The organism is Candidatus Ruminimicrobiellum ovillum, from assembly GCF_002392975.1.
Classification (GTDB): domain Bacteria; phylum Elusimicrobiota; class Endomicrobiia; order Endomicrobiales; family Endomicrobiaceae; genus Ruminimicrobiellum; species Ruminimicrobiellum ovillum.
Genome location: NZ_DGIC01000011.1, coordinates 38,260 through 52,956, shown reverse-complemented (window position 1 = coordinate 52,956; position 14,697 = coordinate 38,260). Strand labels below are relative to the sequence as shown.

Below are 14,697 nucleotides of genomic sequence, written 5' to 3'. Positions count from 1 at the left end.
ATAATATAAAAGATATATAAAATATATTTTTAAAGGACAAAATAATGGCTGAAATTGCATTGGTAACCGGAGCAAGCAGAGGTATAGGCGCTGAAATTGCAAAAACACTTGCAAGAGACGGGTTTGATATTTGGTTAAATTACAGATCTAACAGTCAAAAAGCTAACGAAGTAAAACAGGAAATAGAAAAACTCGGCAGAAAATGTACTCTTTTGGAATTTGATGTTACCGACTTTGAAAAAACAAAACAAGCTTTGGAACCTATGTTATTAAACAACGAAATTCCTTTTGCAATAATTAACAATGCGGGATTCAGAAGAGATAATCTTCTTGCATGGCTTACACAGGAAGAATGGAAATCTGTAATTAATGTTAATCTCGACGGATTTTTTAATGTGGTAAAACAAATTTTACCTTACATGTTAAACAAAAAAAGAGGCAGAATCGTCAGTATCGCTTCCGTTTCGGGACATATCGGTGTTGCAGGTCAAACAGGATACAGTGCGGCAAAAGCAGGTATTATAGGTGCAAGCAAATCTCTTGCCGCGGAAGTTGCAAAGAAAAACGTTTTGGTTAATGTTGTATCTCCCGGTTTTGTAGAAACGGATATGCTTGAAGGATTACCTATAGATGCTATTCTTAAAACAATACCTTTAAGAAGGTTGGGAAAACCTCAGGATATAGCGGAACTCGTTTCGTTCTTATGTTCTCAAAAAGCCAACTATATTACAGGTCAGGCAATACAAGTTAACGGTGGTATATGCTAAAAAAGTACGATACGGTTATAATCGGCTCCGGAATAAGCGGCTTAACTTCAGCAATCCTTTGCGCAAAAAAAGGACTTAAAACTGCCGTTATAGAGCAATCATCAAATATAGCACCGTTATTTTCGGGATTTACAAGAAAAGATGTTCATTTCGAAACGGGATTTCATTATACATACGGGCTTGGCAAAGGCGAAATAGGTGACTATTATTTTAAAGATTTAGGGTTAGACATAAAATCAAAATTATTGAAAAAAGACGGTTACGATAAAATAATTTTTCCTTCCGGTAAAAGTTTTGAAATGGTTTACGGAAGAAACGATTTGGAAAAAAAGTTGATATCCTGTTATCCCGATGAAGAAAAAGCAATAAAAGAATATTTCGATAAAGTTTATGAATGTTATAACAAGTTACCGTTTTTAAATATACATAAAAACAGTTCTTTTGATATTAATGTTTCGGTTGCAACACAGGAAAGTGTTAAAGATATTTTGGATTACTATTTTAAATCGGACGAATTAAAAGTAATACTTGCCGCGGGTTTCTTTTTGCACGGTACTTCGTTAGACAAAATATCGTTCGGTGAACAGGTTTGTGTTTCGGGCGGTCTTTACGACAGCGCATACAGCATTGTCGGCGGGGGAAGAGCGGTAGTTAATGCATACAAAAAAGTTTTACAGGATTTAAAAGTTGATATATTCTTAAACACTAAAGCATTAAAAATAGATTTAAACGATACAAAAAAAACAGTAAGAACAAAAGACGACGATTTTGAGTGCGATGTTTGTATATCTACAATACATCCGAAACAATTTTTAAATATTGCTCCGGAAAAAGTTTACAGAGAAAGTTATAAATCTCATATACGGGAAAAAGAAGAAACTCCCGGCTTTTTTACGGTTTATGCAAGAAATAACGGTAAGAAAGTTGAAAACACAAACATATTTGCTCTTTCGGATTACAATTTAAATTCTTTTTTCGATTACAACAACGAAAACAAAAGCCTGCATTTGAATTTTTCGGATACCGATCCGCAAGCGGTAAATATAACCTGTTTGGTTCCTTCGGACATAAATTATTGGTCGCAGGATAAAACGGAATATAAGAAACAAAAAGAATATTTTGTTGATATAATAAAAAGAAATCTTAACGATAAGTTAAAAGATACAGCGGAAAATTTGGAGTTTTTGGACAGTTCAAGTCCGTTAACAACAAAAAAGTATGTCGGGTACACAGGGTCTTACGCATTGGAACACGATATGCATAAAATGACATTGTTCCCGATGACAAAAATTAAAGGATTATTCCTTTCGGGACAATCCGTAATTACTACCGGATTTTTGGGAGCAATTATTACGGCTTATGTAATAGATAAAATAATGGAGAAACAAAATGGTTGATTATCACAGAGTAGTTATAACCGGAGCCGGAGCAGTTTCACCTTACGGTGCGGGCGTAGATACACTTGTTGAAAACCTTCTCAATAATGTCGGTGCCGTTCAGTTTATACAGGAATTAAAAGATACACCTTTTATAAACAGTTTTGTTGCATGTAAAGTTCCGGAAATAGATTTTACTTTTATACCCAGACAATACAGAAGATACATGACAAAAATGTCTTTGTATGCCGTTATGGCATGTCAGGAAGCATTGAAAAATGCAAGTATCGAAAAACCTTCCGATGATACCGCTTTATATATCGGTTCTACGATGAGCAGTATAAGTTCATGGTTGGAATTTACAAAGAAATATTTTGATAAAGAGTTGAACATGGTTAAAACTATGGCGGTGTTTCAGGTTTTGAATCATTCACCGTTGGCAAATGTTGCTCAGGCGTTGGATATGAAAGGTCCGGGGTATTTCGTAAGTAATGCTTGTGCTTCAAGTCTTACAAATATCGGTCTTGCTTACCAAATGATAAAAGCGGGTTTTATTAAAAGAGCATTGTGCGGCGGAACGGAAGAATATCATCCTATATTTACAGGCTGTTTTTCAATATTAAATGCCGCAAGTACAAACTTTAACGATAATCCTCAAAAAGCATCAAGACCTTTCGATAAAGACAGGTGCGGTATTGTTTGTTCCGAAGGTTGTGCAATGTTGTATATAGAAAGTTTGGAATCGGCACTGGAAAGAAAAGCAAACATCCTTGCCGAAATCAAAGGATTTGCAACAAACACGGAAACCAAAAATATCGCTCACCCTTCAAGAGACAGTATGCAACAATGTATACAAATGGCATTAAACGATGCAAAACTGAAAACAACGGATATCAATTTGGTAAATGCTCATGCAACAAGCACTGTTGCGGGTGATATAGAAGAAGTTTCCGCAATAGGTAACGTGTTCGGAAAAGATATAAAAGTTAACAGTTTAAAAGGTCATATCGGTCATTCGATGGCTGCTTGTGGAAGTATGGAATTAATTAGTATAATGAAAATGATGTTGAAAAATAAGGTTGCGGGAACATTGAATTTAGACAATATTGACGAACAATGTAACGTTGTAAACCATATAAGAAGTACGCAGGAAATAAAAATTAACAATTTTGTAAAAAACAGTTTTGCATTGGGCGGAACAAATGCAAGTATTGTTATAGGGAGATACAATTAAATGAATAAAGAAGAGATTATTCAAAAAGTAAATGCTGCTTTAATGAAAGAATTTGAAATACCTGAAGAAAAATTGGTTCCTACCGCAACATTTGCGGATATGCAGGTAGACAGTCTTGATGTTGTTGATATGGTAATAACTTTCGAACAGACATTTAAAATAGATATAAGAAACAATTATAAGCCCGGCTCATTTACGAATTTGGGCGGACTTTACGATTTCATAGAAAAACTTATAAACGAAAAGAAATAAATGAGTTTTGTTAAAGATATTTTTGTAGCGGTCATCGGGTTTATCGCTTTCGGCATATTCGGACTTTGTTTGATATGTTATTATCCGTTTTGTGTTTTAAAAAAGTTCGAAGAAAATTATGTCAGAAAAGAATTTTATAACCTTTCGAAGTTTGTGATGACCGTTGTAAAATTTATCAGCAAAAGTTTTGTTGTTGAATTTAAAGAAAAAAATACAGACGGTCCGTGCGTGGTGGTGGCAAATCACAGTTCGATATTGGATATAGTCGTATTCAGCAGTGTAAACTTCAAAGATGCCGTTTTTTTAAGTAAAGGTTGGCCTACAAGAATTCCCTTAATGAACAAATATTTAAAAGCCGCAGGAAATGTTATTTTCGATGAAAATACAAGTTTCGAAGAATTGTGTTCGTTGGTAAAAAAAGCATTCGATAAAAATTTAAAAGTTATAGTTTTTCCGGAAGGAACCAGAAGCGAAGACGGAACGGTTAAAAGGTTTCATAAAGGTGCTTTTTTAATAGCACAGAAACTTGGTGTTCCGGTACTTCCTGTTTGTGTTAAAGGGTTGGATAAAACAATAAAGAAAAATTCCGTAATAGTAAGATCTTGTGATGTGAAGATAACGGTTATGAACAAAATTGTTGTACCTAATGAAGAACAAGTGTTGGATATTACAAGAAAAACAAGACAACTCATTGCGGAAGAAATGGCAAAACAAAGCGGAGAAGGAATTAATATAACAAAATTAATGTTGCACAGGCCTCCTATGTTGCTTGTAGACAAAGTACTTGAAGTAGACGGTGACTTTGCAAGAACATCTTTTGAAATAAAGCCCGACAACATATTCTTGGATAAAAATAATGTGTTGAAAAGATCCGCACAAATAGAAATAATGGCACAGGCACTTGCGGCATCAAATGCTTTTGACAGTAAACAAAAAAATAAACCCACACAAAAAGGTTTTTTGGTTATGTTAAAAAATATTACTTTTTTTGCGGATGCAAAATGCGGTGATATATTGGAATGTCACATAAATATAGTGGATTTTATAGCACAAACACACATTGCACAAGGTAAACTGTTTAACCAAACAGGCACTTTGTTGTGTGAAGGTGAAATAAGAATATATTGTTTTGACTGAAAATGAAATACATTTTAATTTGTTTAACAATTTTTTTATTAGCAGTATCTTCTTACTCTTTCCAAACAGACAACTTTTCAAAAGTAGAAAGTATCAGCAGCGATTTTGTTATGGAAAAACAGTTGTCCATTGCACAAAAACCTTTAATAAGTAAAGGTCACTTCTATTTTAAAAATTCCGGTTTTTTGTATTGGTCTTATGACAGTCCTTTTGTTTCCGGATACTTGTTGGAAGATTCAAAAGTATACTCATGGAAATATATCGGTTCGAAGAAAAAAGTTGAAGATATAACAAAACAAACTTATGCGAAAAGAATGGTTGAATTTATCTATATGTTCTTGTCTATGGATATGGAAAAAATTTCGAAAGTTTATAATGTACAAGAGTTGGAAAACAGTTTGGAACTTTATCCTAAAAAAAATGTTAAAGGTAACACATTGGAAAAAATAAAACTTTCTTTCGATTTGGAAAATTCCGTTGTTACCGAAGTGGATATAATAGATAAGTCCGGTGACAATACCATAATAAAATTTAATAATTCGTTAACAAATACGGATATTCCGTCAAACCTCAGAGATATACTTAATGAAAAATAAAATTGTATTAATTTTGTTTATCTTGTTTTTTTGTGTGTCCGCATTCTTGTTTGCCAAAATAAAGTATCAGGAAAACATTTTGGTGATGGTACCGTCATCTTTGACCGACCAAATCGAACTGTTGCAACAAACACCTTTTTCAAACAAACTTTTCGTTGTTGTAAGTGCACCGGATACAGATACATTAAATTCAGCGGTGGAAACAGTAAAAGATAAATTGAAAGATTGTCCGCAAATTTCCGAAAGTCAAAAAACAGATAAAAATTTTATTTTATCGTACTACTACAATCTTCCTTACTTGTGGACACAACAGTTACAGGAACAAGTTGAAAGTTTAATGACAAAAGAAAGTTTGCAGGAAACAAACGAAAACAATGTTATGCTTTTGTTTTCACCGGAAGGAAACTTTTTTAAAGATATTGTTCCTGCTGATCCCGTAGGAATTGTGCCCGTTATACTTGAAAATTTTAAGAAACTTAACTTTGCGGGGCAAAATCTTGATTTTACAAACGGATACTTTACTGACGATAAAAACAATACGGCTTTACTGTTGTACAACACAAACAATAACGAGTTCGACAGATCTCAGGCAGACAAAATAATAAACTGTATAAAAGATATAAATGGTTCGTTACCGCAAGATTGCAGAGTTTTTTCGTTAGGCGCTGCAAGATACACTCAGGAAAATAACAGTATCATAGTTAACGACGTAAAAAAGATTTTAATCATTTCAATACTGCTTATATTTTTGGTTTTTGTTGTGTTGGTTAAAGATAAATATGCAATATTTGTTTATACCGTTCCGCTGCTTGTGTTGATACCGTCTGCGGCATTTACATTTTTAAAGTTCGGATTTTTGTCCGGTATAACGTTGGGGTTCGGTTCCATACTTATGGGACTTGCCGTGGATTACAGTGTATATGTTTATTATTCGTTCAAATCTTCAAACAAAGATATAAAAAAATCGGAAATATTAAAAAAAGTTTCAAAGCCTATAATGTTGAGCGGACTTACATCAATAATGTCGTTTCTTGTCCTGTATTTTTGTGACATTATATTGTTCAAACAGTTGGCATACTTTGCAGTGTTCGGGTTAATATATGCGGTATTAATTGCGATACTCTTGGCACCTATTTTCTATAAATTACAAAACAAACAAACGACAGAAATAAAGTTGCCTGAAAGTATAAACTGTAAATTTTCAATAATTCTTATTATCTTAATTGTTGTTTTAGGATTAATAAGTTTAAAGTTTATAAAAACGGACTTTTCGTTGGAATCGTTAAACAGTGTATCGAAACAATGTTTGCAGGACAGAAAAATGTTTGACGAGTTTGTCGGATATGATACCAATACAAAATCCATGTTGTTTGTGGGCGGGGAAGCAAAAGAAGAAATATTGTCATTAAGCAACAAAATATCGAATTTCGATATACTTAATTTCGTTCCTTCAAAAGAACAAAAGGAACAAAATCTTAACAGGTGGAAACAGTTTTGGAACAGAGAAAGAATTTCGAAACTAAAAAAAGATATAAACTCTTTTTATGAACAGTACGGTATAGATACAAATATCTTTAATCAATTTTATAACTTTCTTGAAACGGCACAAGGCCCGAAAGATGTTAAAGAATTTGATATTACAACAATGTATAATCCGTTTATAAAATTTAAAAATAAAGAGTATATGATACATTTTGTTGAAGAAGGATTCACTTTGCCGCAGGAATTTAAAGATAACAAAAACATTGTTTTACTTTCACAAAAAGAGTTGCAAAATGCATTGTCCGACAAAACAATTAAAACAATATTTTTTGTTACACTGTTTATTTTGTTGTCGGACTTTTTTCTGTTAACGTTCAGTTTCAAAAACGTTAAACTTGCTTTGGTTTCGTTTATTCCGATACTTGTATCTGTAAGCACATTTATAATTTTAAGTTCTGTGTTTTCCGTAAAGTTAAACTTGTTTTCGTTGTTTTGTTTACCGTTAATTATCGGGTTATCGGTAGATTATGTTATTTTTATAGTGCACCAATACACAAAATCCAAAACATTGTACCCTTCTATGGCGGTAGTGGTGGCTGCATTGTCGAGTTTGGCAGGGTTCGGCTCACTTATATTTGCAAACCATACGGTATTGTTCTCAATGGGGTTTGCTTTAAGTGTCGGAATAATAGTTTCCGGTTTTGTAAGTGTATATGTTATGCCTAACATAATAAAAAAAGTAACAAAAATTTTGCCGGTATTTTTAATGGTTTTTCTTATAGGTTGTTCTTCCGTACCGAAAACAAACAGTGTTGATACCAAACAAAATATACAGGCAATAGAAACCCAATATTATCAAGGCGAAATGGATGATAAACTGTTTTTTACTGCGGCAATAAATAAAATAAACGATAAAGAGTACAGGGTAATTACATTAAACGAGCTTGGGACAAAAATGTTGGATACCACATTCACTTGCGATACGATAAACACTCATTACAAAATAAAATTTTTACCGAAAATAACAGCTGATAAGTTATCAAGATTTTATATCACTTTCCTGTTTCATAAAGATTATTTAATCAGTAGTATGCAAGACAACAAAATTTTATATAATAATGAAGATAAAACAATATCTTTTTGGAGTCAAAATGAATTCGGTAATTGAAGATATAGAAAGAATTTATAAGCCTGCAGATAACGGTGCAACATTTACTTTTCCGGAAGACTTTGTTGCTTTTAAAGGGCATTTTCCGCAACAACAGTTGTTGCCGGCAGTTGTACAGGTGGAACTTGCAATATTTGTTTTATCTAAAGCATTAAAAAAAGAAGTTAAACTGAAAACGGTAAAAAAAGCAAAATTCGTATCTCCTATTTTCCCGAAAGAAACCGTAAACTTAACTTATGCTGATAAAGAAACTTTTTACGATATATCTATAAAAAAAGATGAAAAAGTAATATCTAATTTTCAAATAATAGTGGAATAAATTATGCTGACAAAAGAATTTTTTAAAACAAAAGCCGGTGATCCCAAACCGTTAACCTGCGAAGTTAAAAGAAAAGTTCGTTTCGATGAACTTGATCCGTTAAATGTTATGTGGCACGGTAACTATGCAAGTTTTTTTGAAGATGCCAGAGTTGCAATGGGTATAAAATACGGTATCGGTTACACCGAGTTTGCCGACAGCGGTGTTATTATACCGATAAAAAGATTTTTTATCGATTACATTGCACCGTTGGAATTTAATAAAGAGTACACCGTAAAAGCCATACTTCATTGGAACGAAGCACCCAGACTTGATTTCGAGTACGAAATATATTCAAGCGATAACAAGTTGGTCACAAGAGCATACACAATTCAAATGATGACGGATAAGGACAAAAATCTTGTTTTGGTAAAACCGAAATTTTACGAAGAGTTTTGTAAGAAATGGCAACAAGGATTAATAAAATAAATATGTATAAACCCTTGGTAGCAGTTCCCTTATATAACCATTCAAAAACTTTACCGACGGTAATAGACGATGTAAAAAAATATTTTACGGACATTTTAGTTGTTGATGACGGCAGTACCGACAATTCCAAACAAGTTATATCCGAGTTAAATGTAAATTGTATAACTCACGAAAAAAATCAAGGTAAAGGACAAGCCATTTTAACCGCAGCGAAATATGCCAAAGAAAACGGTTTTACACACATTTTAACCATAGATGCCGACAACCAACATTATGCCGAAGACCTTTTTAAGTTAAGCGAAATTGCCGAACAAAACGATAAGTCGATAGTTATAGGTTACAGAAATTTTAATACGGAAAATGTGCCGGGTTCATCAAAGTTCGGCAGAGAATTTTCCGGTTTTTGGGCAAGAGTTCAAACAGGTAAAAAAGTCGGTGATATTCAAAGCGGATTAAGAGTTTATCCGTTAATAATATTCGATTATTTAAAGTTTCACGATAAAAGGTACTCTTTCGAAGTGGAAGTTATTATAAAGTCCATATGGGCGGGTTTTGATGTAAAAGAAGCCGATGTAAAAGTAAAGTACCATAAAGGCAGGGAAAGAGTCAGCCATTTTAAAAAGTTTCAAGATAATTTAAGGTTATCGATTTTGAATACCAAGTTAACCGTAAGAGCAATGATACCGTACCCGCACAAAAAGTATATAGTTAACAAAGATAATCAGGTTGTATCGTTGAATCCGTTTAAAGTTGTAAAAGCGGAACTTAAAAAAAATAAAAGTCCGTACAATCTTGCCGTAAGTACAGTGTGGGCAGTGTTTTGGGGAAGTATTGCTTTACCGGGAATAAGAACAATGATATTGTTATTCGGTATGGGATACTTCAATTTGAACAGAGCAATTTGTTTAAGTTTGGATAAACTTGCTATGCCGCCGTTTATTCCTGCAATAGCAATAGAAGTCGGTTTTTTTATCAGGCACGGGAAATGGTTAACTGAATTTAATTTAACTACTTTGGGATATCAAGCACCTCAACGAATTTGGGAATGGATATTGGGGTCGCTTGTGGTAGCACCTGTATTTGCGGTGTTGGTGGGAATAATAGTTTTTTTTATAGGTAAAATTGTCAGGAGAGGTTTAATTTTAAGTGGCAGATAATTGGACCGGAGCAAGTGTTGCTTCTTCTTTCAAACATAAAATATTTTATTTTTTAATAAAAACAGGCGGCAGGTACTGTGCTTACTTGCTACTGTATTTTGTTGTCGCTTCTTATGCGATAGTTCCGAAATTCAGAAGAAAAGCATATCCCTACATAGAAAAACGGTTCGGAAGACCGAACTTTTTCTCAAAATTTCGGCATTGTTATAAACTGTTTTTATCGTTCGGTAAAACGTTGGTGGATAAAGCGGTGTTCGGTATTTTAGGCAAAATAGAAATTTTGTCATCGCAACAAGACAGAGATTTGTGTACCGACTTATACAACCAAGGTAAAGGTCTTATATTTATAACGGCGCATTGCGGTGCCTGGCAAAGTGCAATGGCGGCATTTGATTTTATAAAAGCAGATAAATATGTTTTATATAAACGTGTTAAAGAAGATGTGGATAAACAAGTTTACGAACATGGTAACAGAAAACAAAACATAAAGTTTATAGATCCTACAGGTCCTTACGGAGGAACTGTGGAAATGTTGTCCGTATTACAAAAAAAATCCATAGTTTGTGTTATGGGTGACAGAACATTCGGTTCACAAAAGAACGAAATATCGGTAAACTTTTTGGGACATACTATAAATGTTCCCGGAACAATATACAGAATCGCTTCAATTACACAAACACCGATAGTTATAGTATTTTTTCCTACAAAAAGTGACGGAAAATTTGATTCAATGATTTTAGATAATTTTGTTGTTGAAGATAAAGGTGCAAAAATAACAAATTATAAAGAGTATGCCGAAAAGTTTGTTACCGCTTTGGAAACGTTCACTAAACAGTACCCGTACCAATTTTTTAATATTTACAACATATGGAATTAATTTCCATTTCCATATAGTTTTGAAACATATTCAGTAAATACTCTATGTAACAAATCTTCTGGAGAACCATTAACAAAAACGATGCTATTACTAGTTGCTTTTAAAGAAGATTTGTATATTGTTAAATTATCTTTTAATGCTAAAACTAAAATTTCTACTTGTACTTTATCTCTCCTGCCGGACCATGCTGTATTTCTATCTTCCCAATGAGATATAATTGGGTACACTAAAATATCAGCACCTTCTTTTTCTGCAATTTCTTTTGTGTCGTTAAGAGACTCTGCTGTATTTCCCGTATAAATTTCATTGGCATGTTTGAAAAATGCAGTATATAAAGCTTTCTGTGTTTTTATACCTGAACCATCATATTTTATTGAACCATAAGTACCATCTTTAGGTAAAGCAATAAAAATAATTTGATCTGGATTTAATGAATTCTCCTTATTTGAGTAGTTATTTACTTGATAACTTGCACAAGAGTTTAAAATAAACATACAAAATATAACTAATAATCCTTTTAATTTCATAATGCCTCCAATGTTTTATTGTGAAATTATATAATATTTTAATTTACAATTGAATAAAACAAATAATATAATAATATATAGTTATTATTAAAGGAGAAATCAATGATTCCAACTTCACTTGAAGATGTAAAAAAAGTATTGAAACAAAACTTAGAATTGGAAGGAATAGATATCGACAGCACTACAGGTGACACTCCTCTTTTTGAAGGGTTAGGATTAGACAGTTTGGATGCCATAGAACTTATTGTGGTTTTAAAAAAGAATTACGATATTTCCATTGAAGATATGAAACAAGGTAAAGAAGTTTTTCAAACATTTGAAACTTTAAGAAAACATATTGAAGAAAACAGAAAAAAATAATGAAAACGATAATAAGTTCAATGTCTTGTGTGTGCAGTTTAGGCACAACATTGGAAGAAATATCCGACAATATTTATAATAAAGTAAGTGTACCGACACATATTACAACCAGATTCGAAAGTTCATATAAAAACGATTATCCCGTTTATCTTGTACCGGAAAAACTTTTATCACAAAAAAAAGAAGACGAATCTTACGGCTTTTTGTTTGTAAGAACTTGCGTGGAACAAGCATTACAACAAGCCAAACTGTCAAAACAGGATTTACAAAAGTACAGAGTAGGTATCATATTGGGAACATCCGTAAATGCCTCTTTCAACTGTTTTGATTTTTATAAACAATACAAAAAAAATGAAGTATCATCATATTGGGATTTAGTGGATTATTTCAGTTATTCACTCACTGAAAGATTACAAAAATATCTTTCTGTTTCAGGTTTACATGCCACAATAACAACGGCATGTGCGTCTTCCACCGATGCAATAGGTATCGCAGGCCAGTGGATACAACAAGACTTGTGCGATATTGTAATTTGCGGAGGTACGGACGAACTTAACATTATTCCGTATACCGGTTTTATAAAGTTGTTAATAGCAGGTAAAAATCCGTGCAGTCCGTTTTCCAAAAACAGGGGCGGAATAAATATCGGTGAAGGGTGCGGAATACTTGTTTTGGAAAAAGAAGAAATTTTTAAACAAAGAAATATAGAAAATGCAGGTTATGTTTTGGGGTACGGTAACTGTTGCGACGGGTACCATCCCACAACACCCGCACCGGACGGTATCGGTTTAAAAAATGCCGTAATGCATGCAATGAAAGATGCCGGTATAAAAAAAGAAAATATAGCATTTATAAATGCGCACGGTACGGGAACACACGATAACGATTTAACCGAATCTAAAGTGTTTAACGAACTGTTGAAAGATGTTCCGGTAATGGCATCCAAAAGTCATACGGGGCACACGTTGGGTGCTGCAGGTGCAATAGAAGCGGTACTGAGTTTAATTGCATTAAACAAAAAAGAAATACCGAAAGCGGCAAACTTTAAAGAGTTTGATGAAGAAATAAATTTTGTGCCGGTACTTGAAAACACAAAAACGGAAAAACATGTTGCATTATCCGACTCGCTTGCTTTCGGCGGTGTTAACAGTGTTATTATTTTAGGTGACAAAAATGCTTAAAAATGTATCTGTAATTTCAACATATAATACGGACAACATTGCAGGCTTGGAAAAAGATTTCGAACTGAAAAAAATCAGAAGAATGGACTTCTTTTCCAAACTTGCACTCAAATCCGCAGCCAACTGTTTAAAAATTGCAGATATAAGTTTGGAAGAAAATAAAAATATAGGACTGATTGTTGCCACGGGGTACGGGCCCGTAAAAAAGACTTGCGACTTTATGGACTCCATTATAGATTTCGGTGACGAATGTGCAAGTCCGAACGCTTTTTCATCTTCCGTTCATAACAGTGCATTAACAACAATATCCATTTTGTTAAACATAAAAGGTCCGTCACTTACTGTCAGCAATTTAGATTCTTCTTTTCAAAGTGCGTTGGCGATAGCGCAAACTTGGTTGTCGTGCGGTATGGCAGAAAAAGTTCTTGTGGGTGCGGTAGACGAAATCCATACAGTTGCACAAAATATAATTGAAAATAATGTTGAAGTGTTTAAAGATTTTAGCAACAAAAATGTCGGGTTCGGAAGTGCATTTTTCTTGTTGGAAAAATCTCAAAATAATATAGATGTTAATTTGGAAAATAAAACAGACAGCAAATTTTATCCGTCTTGCTTGGCAATGAAACTGTCCAAAAAGTATTCGCTTATTTTAGATAAACAGGATATAGAAACTATCAGTTGCGATTTCATTAAAACGGAACTGTCAAAAAAGTACAAAAATGTTTTAAACGTTTTTGAAAATGACGGTATTTCAAACATCTTTACCGATGTTGATGATACAACACAACAAGAGATATTAAAAACTTTATCATCGATATTTTCCAAAGAAACGGTAACCGTAAACAAAAATTTTATTGTAGACGAAATATTTAACTTATTCAAAAATAACAAATTTATAAACTTTTTAACTTCCGGTTCTACGGGAATATCAAAACAATGTAAACATTCACAGGATAACATAAAAGAAGAAGTAAGTGCTGTGTTACCGTTATTTAAAGATATTAAAAGAATAGTTTGTTTGGTACCGTCGTTCCATTCTTACGGGTTTATTTTCGGGTTACAACTTTCAAAAAGGTTGAATGTTGAGCTTATAAAAATGCCGCCTATACCCACAACGGACTGGAACAATGTTTTGCAGGATAACGATTTGTTTGTAACGTTCCCTATGTTTTTAAATCAGTTGGTAAAGTTGGAGTATAAGTTCACTAAAAAAGTAACTGTACTTACATCTACGGCACCATGCCCTAAAGAAACTATGGACGGCCTTTACGATAACGGTGTTAACACGTTAATAGAAATTTACGGAGCATCCGAAGCCGGTGCCATCGGGTACAGAAACAAATCTACGGAAGGATTTAAACTTTTATCTTGTTGGGAACCGAAACTTAATAACAATACAATAGTTTCCATTAAAAGAAAAAACAGTGATATGGAAATAGAGTTGCCGGACAACGTTGAACTGTTCGAAGATAACAGGTTCAAACCGGTAAGCAGAAAAGATAATGCCGTTCAGGTTGCGGGAATAAATGTGTATCCCAACAAAGTTAAAGAAATATTAAAAGAATTTGATAATGTTAAAGATGTTGCAGTAAGACTTGCAAGACAAGATGAAGGGAACTTCTTGAAAGCATTTATTGTTTTAAAAGATAACAGTGTTGATAACGAACAGTTTATAAAGAATTTAAAGTTGTATATGAAACAAAATTTAACGGCACACGAAATACCGAAAAAAATAACGTTGGGAACAGAACTTCCGAAAACACTGTTCGGAAAAATGAAAGATTGGCAGGAGTGAT

15 protein-coding genes are annotated in these 14,697 nt (G+C 33.3%); 14 read left to right on the top strand and 1 reads right to left on the bottom strand.

What is annotated here, in order from left to right:
- Positions 1–44: 44 nt before the first annotated feature.
- Genes fabG through B2Y85_RS06435 form a run of 11 tightly spaced genes read left to right on the top strand, consistent with a single transcriptional unit; the run spans position 45 to position 10,833 of the window.
- On the top strand, positions 45–767 hold the full coding sequence (fabG, locus tag B2Y85_RS06485) for a 3-oxoacyl-ACP reductase FabG (protein WP_372519667.1): 723 nt from the start codon (positions 45–47) through the stop codon (positions 765–767).
- Positions 761–2,164, top strand: a complete 1,404-nt coding sequence (locus tag B2Y85_RS06480; protein ID WP_372519666.1) for a phytoene desaturase family protein — start codon at positions 761–763, stop codon at positions 2,162–2,164. The genes fabG and B2Y85_RS06480 overlap by 7 nt, the downstream gene beginning before the upstream one ends.
- On the top strand, positions 2,157–3,377 hold the full coding sequence (locus tag B2Y85_RS06475) for a beta-ketoacyl-[acyl-carrier-protein] synthase family protein (protein ID WP_372519665.1): 1,221 nt from the start codon (positions 2,157–2,159) through the stop codon (positions 3,375–3,377). The genes B2Y85_RS06480 and B2Y85_RS06475 overlap by 8 nt, the downstream gene beginning before the upstream one ends.
- On the top strand, positions 3,378–3,629 hold the full coding sequence (locus B2Y85_RS06470; protein WP_372519664.1) for an acyl carrier protein: 252 nt from the start codon (positions 3,378–3,380) through the stop codon (positions 3,627–3,629).
- The gene (locus B2Y85_RS06465; protein ID WP_372519663.1) at positions 3,630–4,766 is read left to right on the top strand and encodes a 1-acyl-sn-glycerol-3-phosphate acyltransferase; all 1,137 of its coding nucleotides are present in this window, start codon (positions 3,630–3,632) and stop codon (positions 4,764–4,766) included. It abuts the gene before it with no gap.
- Positions 4,767–4,768: 2 nt separating this feature from the next.
- Positions 4,769–5,362 (top strand): LolA family protein, encoded by a 594-nt coding sequence (locus B2Y85_RS06460; protein WP_372519662.1) that lies wholly within the window; start codon positions 4,769–4,771, stop codon positions 5,360–5,362.
- Positions 5,352–8,012: an MMPL family transporter gene (locus B2Y85_RS06455; RefSeq protein WP_372519661.1), complete on the top strand. Its 2,661-nt coding sequence runs from the start codon at positions 5,352–5,354 to the stop codon at positions 8,010–8,012. Before B2Y85_RS06460 ends, B2Y85_RS06455 begins: the two co-directional genes overlap by 11 nt.
- A complete protein-coding gene (locus tag B2Y85_RS06450; protein ID WP_372519660.1) occupies positions 7,996–8,331 on the top strand; it encodes a hypothetical protein in 336 nt (111 codons plus the stop codon). The genes B2Y85_RS06455 and B2Y85_RS06450 overlap by 17 nt, the downstream gene beginning before the upstream one ends.
- Positions 8,332–8,334: 3 nt before the next feature.
- Positions 8,335–8,799, top strand: coding sequence for an acyl-CoA thioesterase (locus tag B2Y85_RS06445; RefSeq protein ID WP_372519659.1), 465 nt, complete (start codon positions 8,335–8,337; stop codon positions 8,797–8,799).
- Positions 8,775–9,956 (top strand): glycosyltransferase family 2 protein, encoded by a 1,182-nt coding sequence (locus tag B2Y85_RS06440; protein WP_372519658.1) that lies wholly within the window; start codon positions 8,775–8,777, stop codon positions 9,954–9,956. Before B2Y85_RS06445 ends, B2Y85_RS06440 begins: the two co-directional genes overlap by 25 nt.
- On the top strand, positions 9,946–10,833 hold the full coding sequence (locus B2Y85_RS06435) for a lysophospholipid acyltransferase family protein (RefSeq protein WP_372519657.1): 888 nt from the start codon (positions 9,946–9,948) through the stop codon (positions 10,831–10,833). The genes B2Y85_RS06440 and B2Y85_RS06435 overlap by 11 nt, the downstream gene beginning before the upstream one ends.
- Here the strand turns inward: B2Y85_RS06435 and B2Y85_RS06430 are convergent.
- A complete protein-coding gene (locus tag B2Y85_RS06430; protein ID WP_372519656.1) occupies positions 10,830–11,360 on the bottom strand; it encodes a DUF4823 domain-containing protein in 531 nt (176 codons plus the stop codon). The genes B2Y85_RS06435 and B2Y85_RS06430 overlap by 4 nt on opposite strands.
- A gap of 102 nt (positions 11,361–11,462) precedes the next feature.
- Here B2Y85_RS06430 and B2Y85_RS06425 point away from each other — a divergent pair, with 102 nt between their 5' ends.
- The 3 genes from B2Y85_RS06425 to B2Y85_RS06415 are packed head-to-tail and all read left to right on the top strand — an operon-like array spanning position 11,463 to position 14,696.
- The gene (locus B2Y85_RS06425) at positions 11,463–11,720 is read left to right on the top strand and encodes a phosphopantetheine-binding protein (RefSeq protein WP_372519655.1); all 258 of its coding nucleotides are present in this window, start codon (positions 11,463–11,465) and stop codon (positions 11,718–11,720) included.
- Positions 11,720–12,901: a beta-ketoacyl-[acyl-carrier-protein] synthase family protein gene (locus B2Y85_RS06420; protein ID WP_372519654.1), complete on the top strand. Its 1,182-nt coding sequence runs from the start codon at positions 11,720–11,722 to the stop codon at positions 12,899–12,901. Before B2Y85_RS06425 ends, B2Y85_RS06420 begins: the two co-directional genes overlap by 1 nt.
- Entirely contained in the window at positions 12,894–14,696 is a 1,803-nt protein-coding gene (locus tag B2Y85_RS06415; protein WP_372519653.1) for a beta-ketoacyl synthase N-terminal-like domain-containing protein, read from the top strand. Before B2Y85_RS06420 ends, B2Y85_RS06415 begins: the two co-directional genes overlap by 8 nt.
- The last annotated feature ends 1 nt before the right edge of the window (position 14,697 follow it).

Coding starts and splice junctions, on each gene's coding strand:
- B2Y85_RS06455 (WP_372519661.1), top strand. CDS start 5,352: ATGAAAAATAAAATTGTATTAATTTTGTTTATCTTGTTTTTTTGTGTG.
- B2Y85_RS06475 (WP_372519665.1), top strand. CDS start 2,157: ATGGTTGATTATCACAGAGTAGTTATAACCGGAGCCGGAGCAGTTTCA.
- B2Y85_RS06480 (WP_372519666.1), top strand. CDS start 761: ATGCTAAAAAAGTACGATACGGTTATAATCGGCTCCGGAATAAGCGGC.
- B2Y85_RS06440 (WP_372519658.1), top strand. CDS start 8,775: ATGGCAACAAGGATTAATAAAATAAATATGTATAAACCCTTGGTAGCA.
- B2Y85_RS06415 (WP_372519653.1), top strand. CDS start 12,894: ATGCTTAAAAATGTATCTGTAATTTCAACATATAATACGGACAACATT.
- fabG (WP_372519667.1), top strand. CDS start 45: ATGGCTGAAATTGCATTGGTAACCGGAGCAAGCAGAGGTATAGGCGCT.
- B2Y85_RS06450 (WP_372519660.1), top strand. CDS start 7,996: ATGAATTCGGTAATTGAAGATATAGAAAGAATTTATAAGCCTGCAGAT.
- B2Y85_RS06470 (WP_372519664.1), top strand. CDS start 3,378: ATGAATAAAGAAGAGATTATTCAAAAAGTAAATGCTGCTTTAATGAAA.
- B2Y85_RS06460 (WP_372519662.1), top strand. CDS start 4,769: ATGAAATACATTTTAATTTGTTTAACAATTTTTTTATTAGCAGTATCT.
- B2Y85_RS06430 (WP_372519656.1), bottom strand. CDS start 11,360: ATGAAATTAAAAGGATTATTAGTTATATTTTGTATGTTTATTTTAAAC.
- B2Y85_RS06425 (WP_372519655.1), top strand. CDS start 11,463: ATGATTCCAACTTCACTTGAAGATGTAAAAAAAGTATTGAAACAAAAC.
- B2Y85_RS06445 (WP_372519659.1), top strand. CDS start 8,335: ATGCTGACAAAAGAATTTTTTAAAACAAAAGCCGGTGATCCCAAACCG.
- B2Y85_RS06465 (WP_372519663.1), top strand. CDS start 3,630: ATGAGTTTTGTTAAAGATATTTTTGTAGCGGTCATCGGGTTTATCGCT.
- B2Y85_RS06420 (WP_372519654.1), top strand. CDS start 11,720: ATGAAAACGATAATAAGTTCAATGTCTTGTGTGTGCAGTTTAGGCACA.